The sequence below is a fragment of the Noviherbaspirillum pedocola genome, from assembly GCF_016632335.1.
In the GTDB taxonomy this organism is placed as follows: Bacteria; Pseudomonadota; Gammaproteobacteria; order Burkholderiales; family Burkholderiaceae_D; genus Noviherbaspirillum_A; species Noviherbaspirillum_A pedocola.
In genome coordinates this window covers 642,355-657,821 of record NZ_JAEPBG010000002.1, presented here as the reverse complement: position 1 = coordinate 657,821, position 15,467 = coordinate 642,355, and the positions used below count along the sequence as shown (strand labels likewise).

At 64.2% G+C, this 15,467-nt stretch carries 11 protein-coding genes; 5 read left to right on the top strand and 6 right to left on the bottom strand.

The window, feature by feature from the left end:
- Positions 1-14 precede the first annotated feature (14 nt).
- Both JJB74_RS08140 and JJB74_RS08135 read left to right on the top strand, forming a co-directional pair.
- Positions 15-404 (top strand): antitoxin Xre/MbcA/ParS toxin-binding domain-containing protein, encoded by a 390-nt coding sequence (locus JJB74_RS08140; RefSeq protein ID WP_200591304.1) that lies wholly within the window; start codon positions 15-17, stop codon positions 402-404.
- Between the two features lie 22 nt (positions 405-426).
- Complete coding sequence (locus JJB74_RS08135) at positions 427-1,140, top strand: RES family NAD+ phosphorylase (protein ID WP_234484026.1); 714 nt, start codon at positions 427-429, stop codon at positions 1,138-1,140.
- Between the two features lie 27 nt (positions 1,141-1,167).
- Here the strand turns inward: JJB74_RS08135 and JJB74_RS08130 are convergent, their stop codons facing one another.
- Complete coding sequence (locus JJB74_RS08130) at positions 1,168-2,892, bottom strand: ArnT family glycosyltransferase (RefSeq protein ID WP_200591303.1); 1,725 nt, start codon at positions 2,890-2,892, stop codon at positions 1,168-1,170.
- 109 nt (positions 2,893-3,001) lie between these two features.
- Positions 3,002-3,859 (bottom strand): SDR family oxidoreductase, encoded by an 858-nt coding sequence (locus JJB74_RS08125; protein ID WP_200591302.1) that lies wholly within the window; start codon positions 3,857-3,859, stop codon positions 3,002-3,004.
- A gap of 231 nt (positions 3,860-4,090) precedes the next feature.
- On the opposite strand from JJB74_RS08125, the gene JJB74_RS08120 reads away from it, so the two are divergent.
- The 3 genes from JJB74_RS08120 (at position 4,091) to JJB74_RS08110 (ending at position 6,086) form a co-directional block, all read left to right on the top strand.
- Positions 4,091-4,291, top strand: a complete 201-nt coding sequence (locus JJB74_RS08120; RefSeq protein ID WP_200591301.1) for a hypothetical protein — start codon at positions 4,091-4,093, stop codon at positions 4,289-4,291.
- A complete protein-coding gene (locus JJB74_RS08115; protein WP_234484025.1) occupies positions 4,288-5,583 on the top strand; it encodes a cytochrome P450 in 1,296 nt (431 codons plus the stop codon). The genes JJB74_RS08120 and JJB74_RS08115 overlap by 4 nt, the downstream gene beginning before the upstream one ends.
- A 269-nt stretch (positions 5,584-5,852) precedes the next feature.
- Positions 5,853-6,086 carry a hypothetical protein gene (locus tag JJB74_RS08110; RefSeq protein WP_200591300.1) on the top strand — a complete coding sequence of 78 codons (234 nt, stop codon included), beginning with the start codon at positions 5,853-5,855 and terminating at the stop codon, positions 6,084-6,086.
- Positions 6,087-6,262: 176 nt separating this feature from the next.
- Here JJB74_RS08110 and JJB74_RS08105 read toward each other — a convergent pair whose 3' ends face one another.
- The 4 genes from JJB74_RS08105 to JJB74_RS08090 form a co-directional block, all read right to left on the bottom strand.
- On the bottom strand, positions 6,263-7,099 hold the full coding sequence (locus JJB74_RS08105) for a hypothetical protein (protein WP_200591299.1): 837 nt from the start codon (positions 7,097-7,099) through the stop codon (positions 6,263-6,265).
- A 420-nt stretch (positions 7,100-7,519) separates the two neighbouring features.
- Complete coding sequence (locus JJB74_RS08100) at positions 7,520-8,965, bottom strand: efflux transporter outer membrane subunit (protein ID WP_200591298.1); 1,446 nt, start codon at positions 8,963-8,965, stop codon at positions 7,520-7,522.
- Between the two features lie 19 nt (positions 8,966-8,984).
- Complete coding sequence (locus tag JJB74_RS08095) at positions 8,985-12,362, bottom strand: efflux RND transporter permease subunit (RefSeq protein ID WP_200591297.1); 3,378 nt, start codon at positions 12,360-12,362, stop codon at positions 8,985-8,987.
- On the bottom strand, positions 12,359-15,460 hold the full coding sequence (locus JJB74_RS08090) for an efflux RND transporter permease subunit (RefSeq protein ID WP_200591398.1): 3,102 nt from the start codon (positions 15,458-15,460) through the stop codon (positions 12,359-12,361). The genes JJB74_RS08095 and JJB74_RS08090 overlap by 4 nt, the downstream gene beginning before the upstream one ends.
- Positions 15,461-15,467: the final 7 nt, after the last annotated feature.

Below are 15,467 nucleotides of genomic sequence, written 5' to 3'. Positions count from 1 at the left end.
TCTGGAGAAATCTCATGCTGGCGTTAACCCACCCTGACGCTGCGGTATCACAAGCAAATCCCGAGCAGACCCTGACAAAAGCGCTGCGCAACGTGGCGCTGCTGCTCGACCTAAAACAATCTTCGCTCGCAAGAATTCTCGGCGTATCGAACGCGACGGTATCCCGTTTGTTCGCCAGCGCGTATTCCCTCTCGCGTGAGCGCGGCAAGGAATGGGAAATGGCGGTATTGCTGGTACGGCTGTTCCGCTCGCTCGACGCGCTCCTCGGCCATGACGAGCATGCGCGGCAATGGCTCAATGGCGACAACACCACCCTGGGCGGACGTCCGATCGAGATGCTGGAAAGCGTGGAAGGCCTGGTCAGGGTTTTGCACTATGTCGATGCCCACCGTGGCCGCATCTGACCCGCGTATGGACGCGCGCAGCATGGCCACCAGCCTGTGGCGCGCGGTCGAAGCACAGCACCGCGCCTCGACCATGTTGCTGGTCGACACCCTCGATGAACAGGCGCTGCTGGAAGCGATACTCGATGCCTCCAAGCCACCGCTGCCCGCTTCGCCGCGTCAATTGCACTGGCTGCTGTTTACCCCGTTCCGTTATCCGCCGCTGCCTTCGGGTTCGCGCTTTCGCGCACCAGCGGATCCCGGTGTGTTTTACGGCGCCGAGGAGCGCCGCACCGCCTGCGCCGAACTGGGCTACTGGCGCTGGCGCTTTTTGAACGACAGCCCGGCGCTCGAGACGATGCCGCCGATGGCACAAACCCTGTTTCGCACGCCCGTCGCCGGCACGGCGGTCGACCTGAGGCTACCGCCGCACGATGCACAGCGAGCGCGATGGGGTGATCCACTCGACTATTCAGCCTGTCAAGCGTTCGCCAGGTCGGCGCGCGAGACGGGCGTACAGATCATCCTGTATGAATCAATACGCGATCCAGGCGCCGGCGTATGCGCGGCCGTGCTTAGTCACGAAGCCTTTGCTGCAAACCAGCCGGATCTGACCGAGTCGTGGACGCTAGCGGTATCGCGCCGCCGAGTGCTGTGGCGACTGAATTCCGTCTTCGAGGATGACGCATTCGAATTCGATGCCGCGCCCTGGTCCACGATGGCGCCATCCGACGCGCAAAACGGCACCGCCTCCTGAGACTCGACCGGGCACGGCTGGGCTTTTTCAATTCATGAACACCGTCAGCTGACCGCTGCGTCGCACCTCGCGCAGCCCGGAAGCCCAGGCGCGCGCGCGGAAATCCGCGAGCTGGGAATCCATCACGACGATCGCAATCTTCGCGCCGCGTTCGAGCGCCTGCCCGAATTGCGCATCGCTGAGCATGATCCTGTTGGCCTTGAGCCGATTGCCCCAGTACAGGTCATTGCTGCGGGCGTCGACAATCGGCAGCGGCTTCTTCAGGTAAAACGGCAGCGAAGAGATCTCTTCGAAATTACGGTAAAGATAGATTTCCCGACCGCGCGCTTCCTGCTCCAGCCACAACGCCGTGTCCTTGGCAGTGACCTGCGGCTGCATTGCCATGAGCAGGAAATAGGCGAACACACCCAGCGCCGCCGGCAGCGCCAGATACGCGCCCAGCCCGGCCCGGGTGTGCCGCGCAAGCAGCGCGCAGGACAGCCCGGCAACAGCAATCGCTGCAAAGACCGCGATGAGCAGCGACTTCTGACTAAGATGCAGAAACTGCACCGGGCTATGCGGGTCGTCATGGCGCAATGAAGCGATGATGCACAGCAGCGCGCCGAGGATGGCAACCGCATACCCCGGCCAGGAACGCAGCGATGGCCGCTCGAGGCCGCGGTTCTCCAGCGCAAGCGCCAGATGCATCGCGGCGAAAGGCATCACCGCGACCAGGTAGTAATTCGCCTTCGCACGCGACACCGAGAAGAACAGCAGTGGCAACAGCCAGTCGAGCAGCAGAAAACGGCGCAGGGTCGCGCTGGACGCCGCGGCCTCCGGCTGCTGCCGGGCCAACAAACCGAACAGGAACAGCGACCATGGAAACAGGTAAAGCATCATGCGTGGCAGGTAGTACCACCACGGGCCACTGTAGTAATCGTGCGGCTCGCGCCGACCCAGAAAGCGCAGCACATGCTCGTTGATGAAATAGAACCAGGCGAAGATCGGCTCGGTCAGCGAGGCGGCGATGTGCCAGGGCGCTGCAATCACGAAAAACACCAGTAATGCATCCGGCCGCAACATGCTTGCCGCAGCCCGCCAGAAGCGCTGGCCAAGACCATGGATGCTCGCAAGGAAGACCAGCATCACCATTGGAAACAGCAGTACGCCGAGCAATCCCTTGGCCAGAATCGCCAGCGCCAGCCATGCCATCGCCCAGCGCAGCAAGGCCGGCCGGCCTTCGATAAGGTAGCGATAACTGCAGCAGAAGGCAGCGGTTACCAGCGCGGTCAGCAGCATGTCAAACATCAGCAGCCGCGACATCAATGCTACGCCCAGACCGCTAATGAACATCAGCGCGCCCAGGCGGCCTGCACGCGGCCGTCCAACAGCACGGCCGAACCACAGCAGCGTGCCCACGCAGGCAAGCGCCGACAGCGCCGGCACCAGGCGCGCCGACCATTCGGAAATGCCGAACAGCGCGAACGACGCTGCCGTCAGCCAGTACAACAGCGGCGGCTTTTCCATGTAAGGCAAGCCATTCAGATGCGGAATGATCCAGAAACGCCAGTCATGCGAGGCCAGCATCTCGCGCGGAATCTCGGCGTACAGCCCTTCGTTATTGTTCAGGATGCCCGGACCGCCCAGCCCGGCGAAGATGAAAACGACAGCCGCCAGCCATACCAGCCACAGCGGCGGGAAGGAGTCGGCTTTATTGGAAGAAACGGAATTGATGGCGGTCTCCGGAGTGGGTTGTCCCGTTGGCCCAGGCATCGGCCACGCGGGTACACATTAGCGCCCCGGATTGTAAAGAACGGTTTATGCCGTGTCGAACCCTTTCCCGGCGGCATGGGAGTGCGATCGACGCTCAAGAAACCGCTGATCATCCGTTGATGATTTCGCCGCCGTTCGGATGCAGGATCTGACCAGCCATGTAGCTGCAGCCTTCCCAGGCAAGGAAGACATAGCAGGGTGCAACTTCCTCGGGCTGCCCGGGACGGCCCATCGGCACACTGGAGCCGAAGCTTTCCACTTTCTCCTCGGAGAAGGTCGAGGGTATCAGCGGCGTCCAGATCGGTCCTGGGGCGACGCCGTTCACATGTATTCCGTCCTTGATCAGCGATTGCGCCAGCGAGCGCGTGAAGGCAACGATCGCGCCCTTGGTCGAGGAATAGTCGAGCAGTTGCGGGCTGCCGCGATAGGCGGTCACCGAAGCGGTGTTGATAATGCGCGCGCCCTTCTTCATATGCGGCAGCACCGCCTTGACCATGTAGAACTGGCCAAAGATGTTGGTGCGGAAGGTGCGCTCGAGCTGCTCGGCGCTGATGTCGGTGATCGATTCCTGTGGATGCTGCTCGGCGGCATTGTTCACGAGAATATCGAGCCGACCGAGCTGAGCCACCGCATCTCCTACCGCCTTGCGGCAAAAGCCTTCATCGCCGACATCGCCAGCGATGGCGATACAGCGCCGGCCCTCGGCCTCTACCAGCCGCACCGTCTCCTTCGCATCGTCATGCTCGTTCAGATACAGGACGGCGATATCCGCGCCTTCCCGGGCATATTGCACTGCCACCGCGCGGCCGATGCCGGAGTCGCCGCCGGTGATGACCGCGACCTGGTCCTGCAATTTGCCGCTACCTTTCACGCCTGGTGCTTCGGTGGCCGGCTGCGGCGTCATTTGCTTCTGGCTGCCGGGCTGCTGATCCTGCACCTGCGGCGGCACGCTCTTCGGTTCATCCATGTCACTCTCCTCGATTGCCATGCTTTTCGACGCCGCACCTGTGCATGGCGGCGACCTCTCTCAGCGATGATAGGCAGCCCGGCGTCCCGGGTCTGTCGGAAGACAGGGCCAATGCGCGTAGGAGTTCTCCGAGCTTGCGCGAACCGGGGGCATGCCGAATGACCGGGCGAACTCTGGCCAAACCCCGCGTTCTAACCAGTCCTTTCGACAATCGCGAAGATGGAGCTCTACATGGAAACCAGGCATCCGAACCGGGAACGCGGCCAAACCACCGGCAGCGAAGAATCCCGCCGCAAGCAATCCGGCGATCAGCACATGGATCCACCCAACGAGGGCGATGACGTCACCAGCCAGCCGCACCGCGTCAATCGCGACACCCGGCACAACGATGTGCCCGAGGACAGGAATTCCCCGCCATCCAAAGCGCAATGAGCGCGCCCCGCACCTCGATGGTGGCGGTGACTGGTCCTCTGGTCGCCGCCACCGAGTTTCCACAGGAATCCGGCTTTGACCAGTCGGCGTCGCTGCTGGCCGAAGGCTATCGCTACATGCCCAATCGCTTCCAGCGCCATGGCAGCGATGTGTTTCAGGCCACGCTGATGGCCAGGCGCGCCACCTGCGTGATGGGCGAAGATGCCGCGCGCATGTTTTACGAGCCCGGACGCTTTACCCGTCGCGGCGCGCTGCCGCCGACCACGGTGATGCTGCTGCAGGACTATGGCAGCGTCATGACGCTCGACGGCGAAGCGCACCGCGTGCGCAAGGCGATGTATATGTCGCTGATGACGCCGGAGCACATGCAGCAGCTGTACGAGCTCGTCACTGATGCCTGGCACACGCGCCTGCACCGCTGGATTGATGCCGACAGCGTGGTGCTGCATGACGAAGCGCAGCGCGTGCTGTGTCGCGCGGCTGCCGAGTGGGTCGGCATCGACATGTCGGACGACGAGGTCGAAACGCGCACCGAGGAATTTGCCGCGATGATCGAGGGCTCGGCCAGCGTCGGACCGCGCAACTGGCGCGGCATGATCCTGCGCCACCGCACCGAGCGCTGGGCGAGCGGCCTGATCGAGGATGTGCGTGCGAACCGGATCGATCCGCCGGCTGGCAGCGCGCTGGATGTGATCGCTACGCATAGGGACGCGGACGGCGAGGAAATGTCCGCGGAAGTCGGCGCGGTTGAACTGATCAATTTTCTGCGGCCGACAATTGCCGTGGCACGCTATCTCGCCTTCGGCGCATTGGCCCTGCATCAGCATCCGCAATACCGGGACGCCGTGGCCGCGGGTGGCGATGCGGCGCTCGAGGTGGTTCAGGAAGTGCGACGCTTCTATCCCTTCATTCCGGCCATGGGCGGCGTGGCGCTTGCGCCTTTCGAGTGGCGCGGCCATCGCTTCGACGAGGGCGACTGGGTACTGCTGGACCTGTACGGCACCAACCACGATCCGCGCCTGTGGGAGCAGCCAAACCGCTTCCGGCCGGAACGCTTTACGGGATGGCAGGGCAATGCCCACACGCTCATTCCCTCGGGAGGCGGCGACTTCCACACGAACCACCGCTGCCCCGGCGAATGGATCACGATCGGCATCATCAAGACGCTGCTGGGCCTGTATGTTTCGTCGATGCGCTGCGAAGTGCCGCGACAGAATTTCTGGATCGATCTCGGCCGCGTGCCGGCATTGCCGGCGAGCGGGTTTGTGGTCAGCAATGTGACGCCTCACTAGAGCGTATTCGCCCTGACTGGACTCAGCGAGGCCGAGGCGCATTCTCGTCGGAACAAGGCGCGGCGACGAGCCGTACCGGCAGTACGGCGAGGAGGCGCAACGCCGTGCCGGCGGCAATGCGGCCGGCATCGTGAGGCTGGGCAGGGCGAATACGCTCTAGACACAATATTTCACCATTCGGTCGACTTTTGCGGTAGGCTCGCGCGTCGGCCCGGCAAGATTTGCCTACCCATCGCTCCACGGCCAGGAGTGCCAATACGGGAGGAAACATGCATACGGACAATCTGATCCTTGAACACCTCAAGGCCATGCGGGCCGCGCTTGCCGACGTCAGATCCGACATTTCCGATATGCGTCAGAGAATGGTGAGCATCGACAACTCGGTCGTCGACCTGCGCCGCAGTCACCTGCATCTCCATGAGGACGCGGCTCTTCAGCAGATCGCAATGGAAAAGCTGGCGGAGCGGGTGCAGCGTATCGAACGACGATTGGAGTTGATCTAGCCTGCGTTTGCGAAGCGTGACAAGCGTCACGAACTTGGGCCTCGCAGCGCAAGCTCAACCCAGGTTGCGCAGCGGATTGTCGAGCACAGCTGCAGCAGACGTGCTGCAGCGACGGGTGCGGGCAAGTATGCTCACCGAACCTGTGATCCGATTTGCCATCCGGCCCGCCTGTTCAGTCAGCAGCGCGACGCAAGACTGCTAAAAGGCTGCGAATCAGGATACTTGCGCATTTTCGCCCCGCCAAAAGCTGATAACAGACTTTTTTCAAAGTGCCCTTCCGCTTCCCGCGTCAACGATGTGGAGCTTCTGTGCTCGGGAGTTGCATCCTGGTCTACGTTGTCGGGCCGGCGATTGATTCCGGCATTAAAGTCCTTGGCCGGCGAAAGGATGCCGGTGTGCTTCTTTCCCAAGTCGTCGATGCTTTGAGACAGCGGAGTCTTTTTCCCAGTCTTGTCAAGATTCGGATCGAAAGCCTTGCCTAGGGATCGGTTCTCGGCGCTGTTGCCCGGGCGCAGATTGAAGGGACTGGAATTGAGAAGTTCCGCCAGAACCGCCTTCGTGTGCTCCTTTTGCTTGCCCTTGCGCTTGTTTTGGGTATTGGCCTTGACGTAGTCGTAATATTGCCGATCGCCTTTCAGCACGCCGCCGTAGTCCCGCGCCGGGATCGTGAGCGTGCGGATCATGTCCTCCACTCGCTCACTATCGATCGGATACGAATCCAGACAACGCCTGATGTCTTCAAACGACATCCTGTGCGCAAGATCCGAGTTATCCAGGTTCTGCTTGATTGCCGCGCCGATCGCCGTGCCTGAAAAGTGGCGAATCGCCTTTTTCACCGGCGAAAGAAAGCGCCCGACATGTCGCCGATTCAAATCCGTCGCCTTGTTGGCATGGGATTGCCGGTCTTGATCCGGCGCAGAAGTGGACGCCTTGTCCGGCCCCTCAATCGCAGACGCTGCGCACGGTGCGCTTCGGTTTCTACTGACGAGCGCAATGGCTCCTGTCTTGCTCATCGCCTTGGGATCTACCGCTTCCGGTGCATCGCTACACATTCCACGGGCATGACTCTGTCGCAGACCTGGCGGCTTGCAGGCAGGCCGCGAGTTGCCTGCTGTACTTCCGGCGTCGTGGGGCCGTGCGTCAGGATGTGAGGTTAGACCGGTTACAGGACTCGTGAACATGGCAGGGTTCTCCTTGAACGGGATGGATGCGCTTCATTGACCGCAAAATTGCGGCGCTTTGTGCTTCTCCACGCAGAACGATTCGCATTCGGTAAAACAAAGATCCTTCCCCTTCCGGAAAATCCGAACCGTCGACCGTTCAGCATCCAGCCTTGGGCGGCATCCAGCCTTCCGTACGGCCAGTGGCTTCGGCCTATCGCATGCGGTGATGCTGCGCCACGTCCGGCTTACCCGGACTTGCCGAAGCCCACTTCACTCGCCCGCCACACCCAACCCCTGCCATCCGCCACCCAGGGCCTGTATCAACGCAACCGCCGCGCTCTGCCGGTTCGCCTGCAGCTGCGCCAGCGTGCGACGTGCCGACAACGCCGTGGTCTGCGCGGTAATGACGTCCGTATAAGCCACCTGCCCCGCCTTGTAACGGTTCAGCACCTGCTGCTCGGCCTGGTTCGCGGCCTCGGACGCAGTGCGGCGCAGATCGAGCTGCTTTTCCAGGATGCGGTTCGCCGACAACTGGTCTTCGACATCCTGGAAGGCCGTCAATACGGTTTGCCGATAGATTGCGGCGGCGCGCCGCTGCGCGGCGCGTGCCGAAGCCACCTGTGCGCTGACTGCGCCGGCATCGAAGATGCGTTGCGCCAGCGAGGCGCCGAGCGACCAGCCCGCGGCCGAGGTCGAGAACAGATCCGCCACCCGGCTACCGTTCGTGCCATACGAACCCGACAAGCCGATGCTCGGGAAATAACCCGCCTGCGCAATGCCGATCTGCGCGTTGGCCGCGGCCACCGAGCGCTCGGCGGCGGCGATGTCGGGGCGACGCTCCAGCAGCATGGCCGGCAACATCAGCGGCACCTGCGGCACCGTCGGCTGCCAGACGACCGATTCCAGCGTGAACTCGGCCGGCGGCTTACCGATCAGGACCGCGATGGCATGCTCGTATTGCGCGCGGTTCTGCTGCAACGCGACCAAGTCGGCCTGGGCATTGGCCAGCTGCGTTTGCGCCTGCAGCACATCGGTTTTCGGAGCGATGCCCGCAGCGTAGCGGTTCTGCGCGATCTGGAGCGCGCGCTGATAGGCAGCGATGGTTTCGGCCAGCAGCTGCGATTGCACATCGGCCTCTCGCAGGTTCAGGTAATCGACCACGAGTTCGCCCTGCGCCGACAGCTGCGCCGAAGCGAGATCGGCCGCGCTGGCCTGGGCACTGGCGCTTGCGCCGGCAACGCCGAGGCGCAAGCGTCCCCAGACATCCGGTTCCCAGCTCGCGCCCATCGAGACCTGATAGGTATTGCCAATACGGGAAGCGATGGTGCCGCCGCTGCCCGTGCCGCTGCTGCTGCGATTGGCGGCGCCATCGAGCGTCACCACCGGGAACAGCGAGGCGCGCTGCTGCCGTACCAGCGAGCGCGCCTGGTCATACGCTGCGGCTGCCGCGGCCACGTTCTGGTTCGATACCGCAACCTGTGCCGCCAACGCATCGAGCACCGGATCGCCAAACACGCGCCACCATGCACCGCGCGCGGCGTCGTCGGCCGGCGTGGCCAGTACCCAGTCGCCCGCTTCCTTGAACTGTGCCGGCGTGCTCACCTGCGGTGTTTCATAACGGGGGCCGAGTACGCAGCCGGCGAGCGGTGCCAACAAGGCCGCGACAAGCACGGTGCGCAATGTTCGATGGGTGCGGGAACGAAGGATCTGGCGCATCGGAAGAAATCAGAAGGAATCAGGAGGAATGGGAAGGATCGGGTTCAGCCACGCGCGCCAGCAGACGCTCGTCGTCGCTGCGGCGGCGCAGCTTGTCGAGGAAGAGATAGACCACTGGCGTGGTCAACAGCGTCAGCACCTGGCTGGCAATGAGCCCGCCGATGATGGCCACGCCCAGCGGCTGGCGCAACTCCGAGCCTTCGCCGAAGCCGATGGCCAGCGGCAGCGCGCCCAGGGCCGCGGCCATCGTCGTCATCAGGATCGGACGAAAGCGCAGCAGGCAGGCTTCACGCACCGCTTCGACCGCAGACAAGCCGCGCGAACGCTCGGCTTCGAGCGCGAAGTCGATGATCAAAATCGCGTTCTTCTTCACGATGCCGATCAGCAGAAACACGCCGATCAACGCAATGATGGAAAAGTCCATGTTGAACATCAGCAGCGCCAGCACCGCGCCGACGCCGGCCGACGGCAGCGTCGACAGCACGGTCAGCGGATGCACCAGGCTTTCATACAGCACGCCGAGCACGATGTAGATCACCACCAGCGCTGCCAGGATCAGTAGCGGCTGCTGGTTCTGCGTATCCTGCGCGCCGCGCGCGGTGCCTTCGAAGCTGCCGCGCACCGTGGTCGGCATGCCGATGTCGGCCTCGGCCTGACGCACCGCATCCTGGCCGGTGGACAGCGGCACGCCGTCGGCGAGGTTGAAGGAAATGGTCGTGGCCAGCTCGGCATCCTGGTGGCTGACCGACGTCGCCGTGGCCCGCTCCGCGAACTGCGCGAAGGCGGATAGCGGCACCAGCTTCGTTGGCGTCGTGGAAAGCGCCGAGCCGCTGGACTGGTCGCGCAGCGCCGGATTGATCACGCTGGATGCGGCGCTGCCGCTGCTGGCGGTGGTCACGGCGCCGCTCGTACCGGCCGTGGCAGTCGTCCCGGTGGATGCGCCTGCCGCGCTCGATGTGCCGGTCGTGCTGCCGGTAGCGGAAGTCGCAGTGCTGGCAAGGGCGGTGCTGGCCGCGGTGTTGGCGCCGGCGCCCAGCGAAGACGTGGATGCGAAGCTGGCCGCCGCGCCGCGCGCCGGCACATACAGGTCGCGCAGCGATTCCGGGCTCTTCGCGTAGCGTGGCGCGACCTCCATGATCACGTGGTACTGGTTCAGCTCATCGTAGATGGTGGCAACCTGGCGCTGGCCGAAGCTGTTGTAGAGCGCATTGTCAACATCGCGCGCATTCACGCCGAGCTTGGCCGCGGTGTCGCGGTCGACGGTGACGAAGGTCTCGACGCCGTTTTCCTCCTGATCGGTGTCGATATCGGTCAACTCGGCACGGCTGCGCATCGCATCGGCCAGCCGCGTCGCCCAGCGTTTCAGCTCGGCGGCGTTCTCGCCTTTCAAGGTGTATTGATAGGTCGAATTGCTGGAGCGCCCACCCATGCGCAAGTCCTGCACCGGGTTCAGGAACAGGCGCACACCGGTGACCTTCGCCAGTTGCGGCCGCAGGCGGTTGATCACGGCCTGTCCACGCACATCGCGCTGGTTTGGCGGCTTCAGATTGATGAACATGAAGCCGCCGCCGGCGCGAGACCCGCCGGTGAAACCGACCACGGTGTCGACTGCCGGGTCGCGCTTGATGACGTCGACCAGTTCGCGCAGCTTGCCCTGCATCGCTTCGAAGGAAATGCTCTGGTCGGCGCGCACGCCGCCGCTGATCTGTCCGGTGTCCTGCGTCGGGAAGAAACCCTTGGGCGCGGCCTTGAACAGATAGACGTTCAGGCCGATCACGGCAACCAGGATGAACAGCACCAGCCAGCGCGCGGACAGCGCCCAGTCCAGCGAAATCTCGTAACCGCGCTGCATGGCGGAGAAGCCGCGTTCGAGCCAGCGCGCGATGCGGCCCGGCGGCCGCTCGGCATGGCCGGACTTCAGCAGCCAGGCGCACATCATCGGCGTGGTAGTCAGCGAAATCACCAGCGAGATCAGCACCGCGGCCGACAGCGTGACCGCGAACTCGCGAAACAATCGTCCGACCTGCCCGCCCATGAACAGGAGTGGAATGAACACCGCCACCAGCGACAGGCTGATCGACAGCACGGTGAAGCCGACCTCGCGCGCGCCCAGCATCGCCGCCTGAAAGCGATTCATGCCGGCCTCGATGTGGCGGCTGGTGTTTTCCAGCACCACGATGGCATCGTCGACGACGAAGCCGGTGGCTACCGTCAGCGCCATCAGCGACAGGTTGTTCAGCGAAAAGCCGAGGAAGTACATCACGCCGAAGGTGCCCAGCAGCGACACCACGGTGGCTACCGTCGGAACGATGGTCGCGCGCAGGTTGCGCAGGAACAGCCCGACCACCAGCACCACGAGCAGCACCGCGATCACCAGCGTCAATTCGATTTCATGCAGCGCCGAACGGATCGAAATCGTACGGTCGCTGGCGACCTGCAGCGTCACGTCGGGCGGCAGCTGCGCCTGCAGCTCGGGAATCAGTGCGCGGATGCCGTCAACCGTGCTGATCACGTTGGCATCCGGTTGCTTGGTGATGAGCACGATGATCGCCGGCTTGCCATTGAACAGGCCGAGGGTACGGCTGTTTTCGACGCCGTCGGTGACCCGCGCCACGTCCTGGAGCCGCACCGGCGCATTGTTGCGCCAGCCGACGATGAGGCCCTTGTAGTCCGAGGCATTGCGCCCATTGGTCGCTGACGAGCGGGTGTAGATCTGCAGCCGGCGGCCTTCGCCTTCGAGCTCGCCTTTCGGGCGGTTGGCATTGCTGGCCTGGATGGCGGCGCGCGCATCTTCCATGGATACGCCAAGACGGTTCAGCGCGAAAGGCAGCAGTTCCACGCGCACGGCGGGCAGCGAGCCGCCGCCGATCTCGACATCGCCCACGCCCCTGACCTGCGACAGCCGCTGCTGCACCACGTTCGAGACTTCGTCATACATCTGCCCCGGCGTGCGGGTGCTGGAGGTCAGCGCCAGGATCATCACCGGCGCATCGGCGGGATTGGCCTTGCGGTAGGTCGGATTGCTGCGCAGCGTGGCCGGCAGGTCGACGCGTGAGGCATTGATCGCGGCCTGCACCTCGCGCGCGGCGGCATCGATTTTGCGCGACAGATCGAACTGCAGGTTGATGCGGGTCGAGCCGTTGCCGCTGGTGGACGTCATTTCATTGACGCCGGCAATGACGCCGAGCCGCCGCTCCAGCGGCGTGGCCACGCTGGTGGCCATGGTTTCCGGGCTGGCGCCGGGCAGGCTGGCGCTGACCGAGATGACCGGGAAATCGACTTGCGGCAGCGGCGATACCGGCAGCACCAGAAAGGCGGCGATGCCGGCTAACGCCAGACCAATGGTCAACAGCACCGTGGCGATCGGCCGCCGCACGAACGGAGCGGACAGATTCACGCGTCCGCTCCTTCTGACCCCGCCCCCGGCATGTCGGCGCGACGCCGCCCTGCGCCCAGCCGGTCGAAGGCAAGGTAAATCACCGGCGTGGTGTACAGCGTGAGCAACTGGCTGACGATCAGGCCGCCGAAGATGGACAGGCCCAGCGGCCGGCGCAGCTCGGCGCCCTCGCCCCAGCCAAACATCAGCGGCACCGCGGCGAACAGCGCGGCCAGCGTGGTCATCAGGATCGGACGGAAGCGCAGGAGCGCCGCCTGGTGGATCGCATCGCGCGGCGCCATGCCATCGTTGCGCTCGGCGTCGATGGCGAAGTCGATCATCATGATCGCGTTCTTCTTGACGATGCCGATCAGCAGGATGATGCCGATGATGCCGATCACGCCCAACTCCTGGCCTGAAATCATCAAGGCCAGCAGCGCGCCGACGCCGGCCGACGGCAGCGTCGACAGGATCGTCAGCGGATGCACATAGCTTTCATACAGCACGCCGAGCACGATGTAGACGCAGACCACCGCCGCCAGGATCAGCCATAGCTGGTTCGACAGCGAAGCCTGGTAGGCGCCGGCCGCGCCGAGAAAGCTCATCGTCACCGAGGCCGGCAGGCCGATGTCCTTCGCCGCGGATCGGATCGCGTCCACCGCGCGGCCCAGCGATACGCCGGGCGCGGTGTCGAAGCCCAGCGTCGTGGCCGGATACTGCGCCACATGGGTAATCTGCAGCGGCGCCTGTTCCTGCCTGACCTGCGCCACGGCCGACAGCGGCGTGGCCTTGCCCGAGCCGCTTTTCAACTGCAGGTTGCCAAGCTCCTGCGGCGTGTCCAGGCCGTCCTGCTGCGCTTCGAGAATGACCCGGTACTGGTTGGTCTCGGTGAAGATGGTGGAGACGATACGCTGGCCGAAGGCGCTGTACAGCGCGTCGTCAATGGATGCAGCGGTAATCGACAGCCGCGACGCGGTATCGCGATCGATGTCGACCACTGCCGCCAGCCCGGTGGCGCCGGCGTCCGAGACCACGTTGCGTACCTGCGGCACCGTGCCCAGGCGCTGCGCGAGCCGGTTCGCCCATTCATTGACGACAGCGCTCCTTACACCCTCGATCGAGACGCGATATTGCGTCGGCCCGGTTTCGGCATCGATGGTCAGGTCCTGCGTCGGTTGCAGCAGCAGAATCACGCCGGCGATGCGCTGCGCGCGCTGGCGCAGGCTTTCCATGATGTCGTTCTGATTGCGATGACCAGGCTTGAGGTTGATCAGCATGCGTCCGGCATGCAGCATCGTAGTGTTAGCGGCGTCGACGCCGACGAAGGATGCCAGGCCGGCCACATCCGGGTCCTCGAGGATGGCGCGCGCGGTTGCCTGCTGCAGTTCGGCCATCTTTTCATATGACACCGACTGCGCCGCCTGCACCCGCGCCTGCAGCTGGCCGGTGTCCTGCACCGGGAACAGGCCCTTCGGAATCACGATGTACAGGATCGCCGTCAGCGCCAGCGTGGCCAGTGCCACGATGAGGGTCAGCGGCTGATGCTCGAGCACCCATTGCAGCGAACCATCGTAGCGATGCATCACGCCGGAGAAAAAGCGCTGCACCCGGCCTTCAGGCCTGTCGCTGCGCTCAGTGTGATGGGCTTTGAGCCAGCGGCCGGACATCATCGGCACCAGCGTCAGCGACACCACGGCCGAGATCAGGATCGTGATCGACAGCGTCACCGCGAACTCACGGAACAGCCGGCCGACGACATCGCCCATGAACAGCAGCGGAATCAGCACCGCGATCAGCGACACCGTGAGCGAGATGATGGTGAAGCCGATCTGCGACGCGCCCTTCAGGGCCGCGGCCATCGGCGTCTCGCCTTCTTCGATGTAGCGCGCGATGTTCTCGATCATCACGATGGCGTCGTCGACGACGAAGCCGGTGGCAATCGTCAGGGCCATCAGCGACAGGTTGTTCAGGCTGTAGCCGAGCAGGTACATCACGCCGCAGCTGCCGATCAGCGAGATCGGCACGGCCAGGCTGGCGATGATGGTCGCGCGCAGGCTGTTGAGGAAAGCGAAGATCACCAGCACCACCAGCACGACCGCCAGCACCAGTTCGATTTCCACATGCTCGACCGACGCGCGGATGCCGGTGGTGCGGTCGGACAGCACATCGACATGCAGCGAATTCGGCAGTCCCGCCTGCAGCTCCGGCAGGCGGCGCTTGATCGCATCGACGGTAGCGATCACGTTCGCGCCCGGCTGGCGCTGCACATTCAGGATGATCGCCGGCTTGGTATTGGCCCAGGCGCCGAGCTTGACGTTCTCGGCGCTGTCGACGACGCGGGCCACGTTCTTCAGGCGTACCGGCGCGCCGTTGCGATAGGCAATGATCAGGTTGCTGTAGTCGTCGGCGGTCAGCAGCTGGTCGTTGGCATTGATGGTGTAGGCGCGCGTCGGGCCATCGAAGCTGCCCTTGGCGCTGTTGGCATTCGCAGCCGAGATCGCCGAGCGCAGCGTGTCCAGGCCTAGTCCGTAGGACGCGAGCTGCGAGCTGTCGGCCTGGATGCGCACCGCCGGGCGCTGGCCGCCGGACAGGCTCACCAGGCCTACGCCGGCGACCTGGCTGATCTTCAATGCCAGACGGGTGTTGACCAGGTTCTGCACTTCGGTCATTGGCAGCGTGTCCGACGTGATGGCCAGCGTCAGCACCGGCGCGTCCGCCGGATTGACCTTCGCATACACCGGCGGCGCCGGCAGATCGGCCGGCAGCAGCGAGGAGCCGGCATTGATCGCCGCCTGCACTTCCTGTTCCGCCACATCGAGGGCCAGGCTCAGATCGAACTGCAGCGTGATTACCGACACGCCGGCGGCGCTGGTGGAGCTCATGCGCGTGAGTCCCGCCATCTGGCCGAATTGACGCTCCAGCGGCGCGGTCACGGTCTGGCTCATCACCTCGGGACTCGCGCCCGGGTACAGCGTCTGCACCTGTATCGTCGGGAAGTCGACCTGCGGCAGCGCCGACAGCGGCAGAAAGCGGAAACCCATGATGCCGGCCAGCACGATGGCCAGCATCAGGAGCGAAGTCGCGACAGGACGCCGGATGAACGGCGTGGATGGACCCATGGCCATG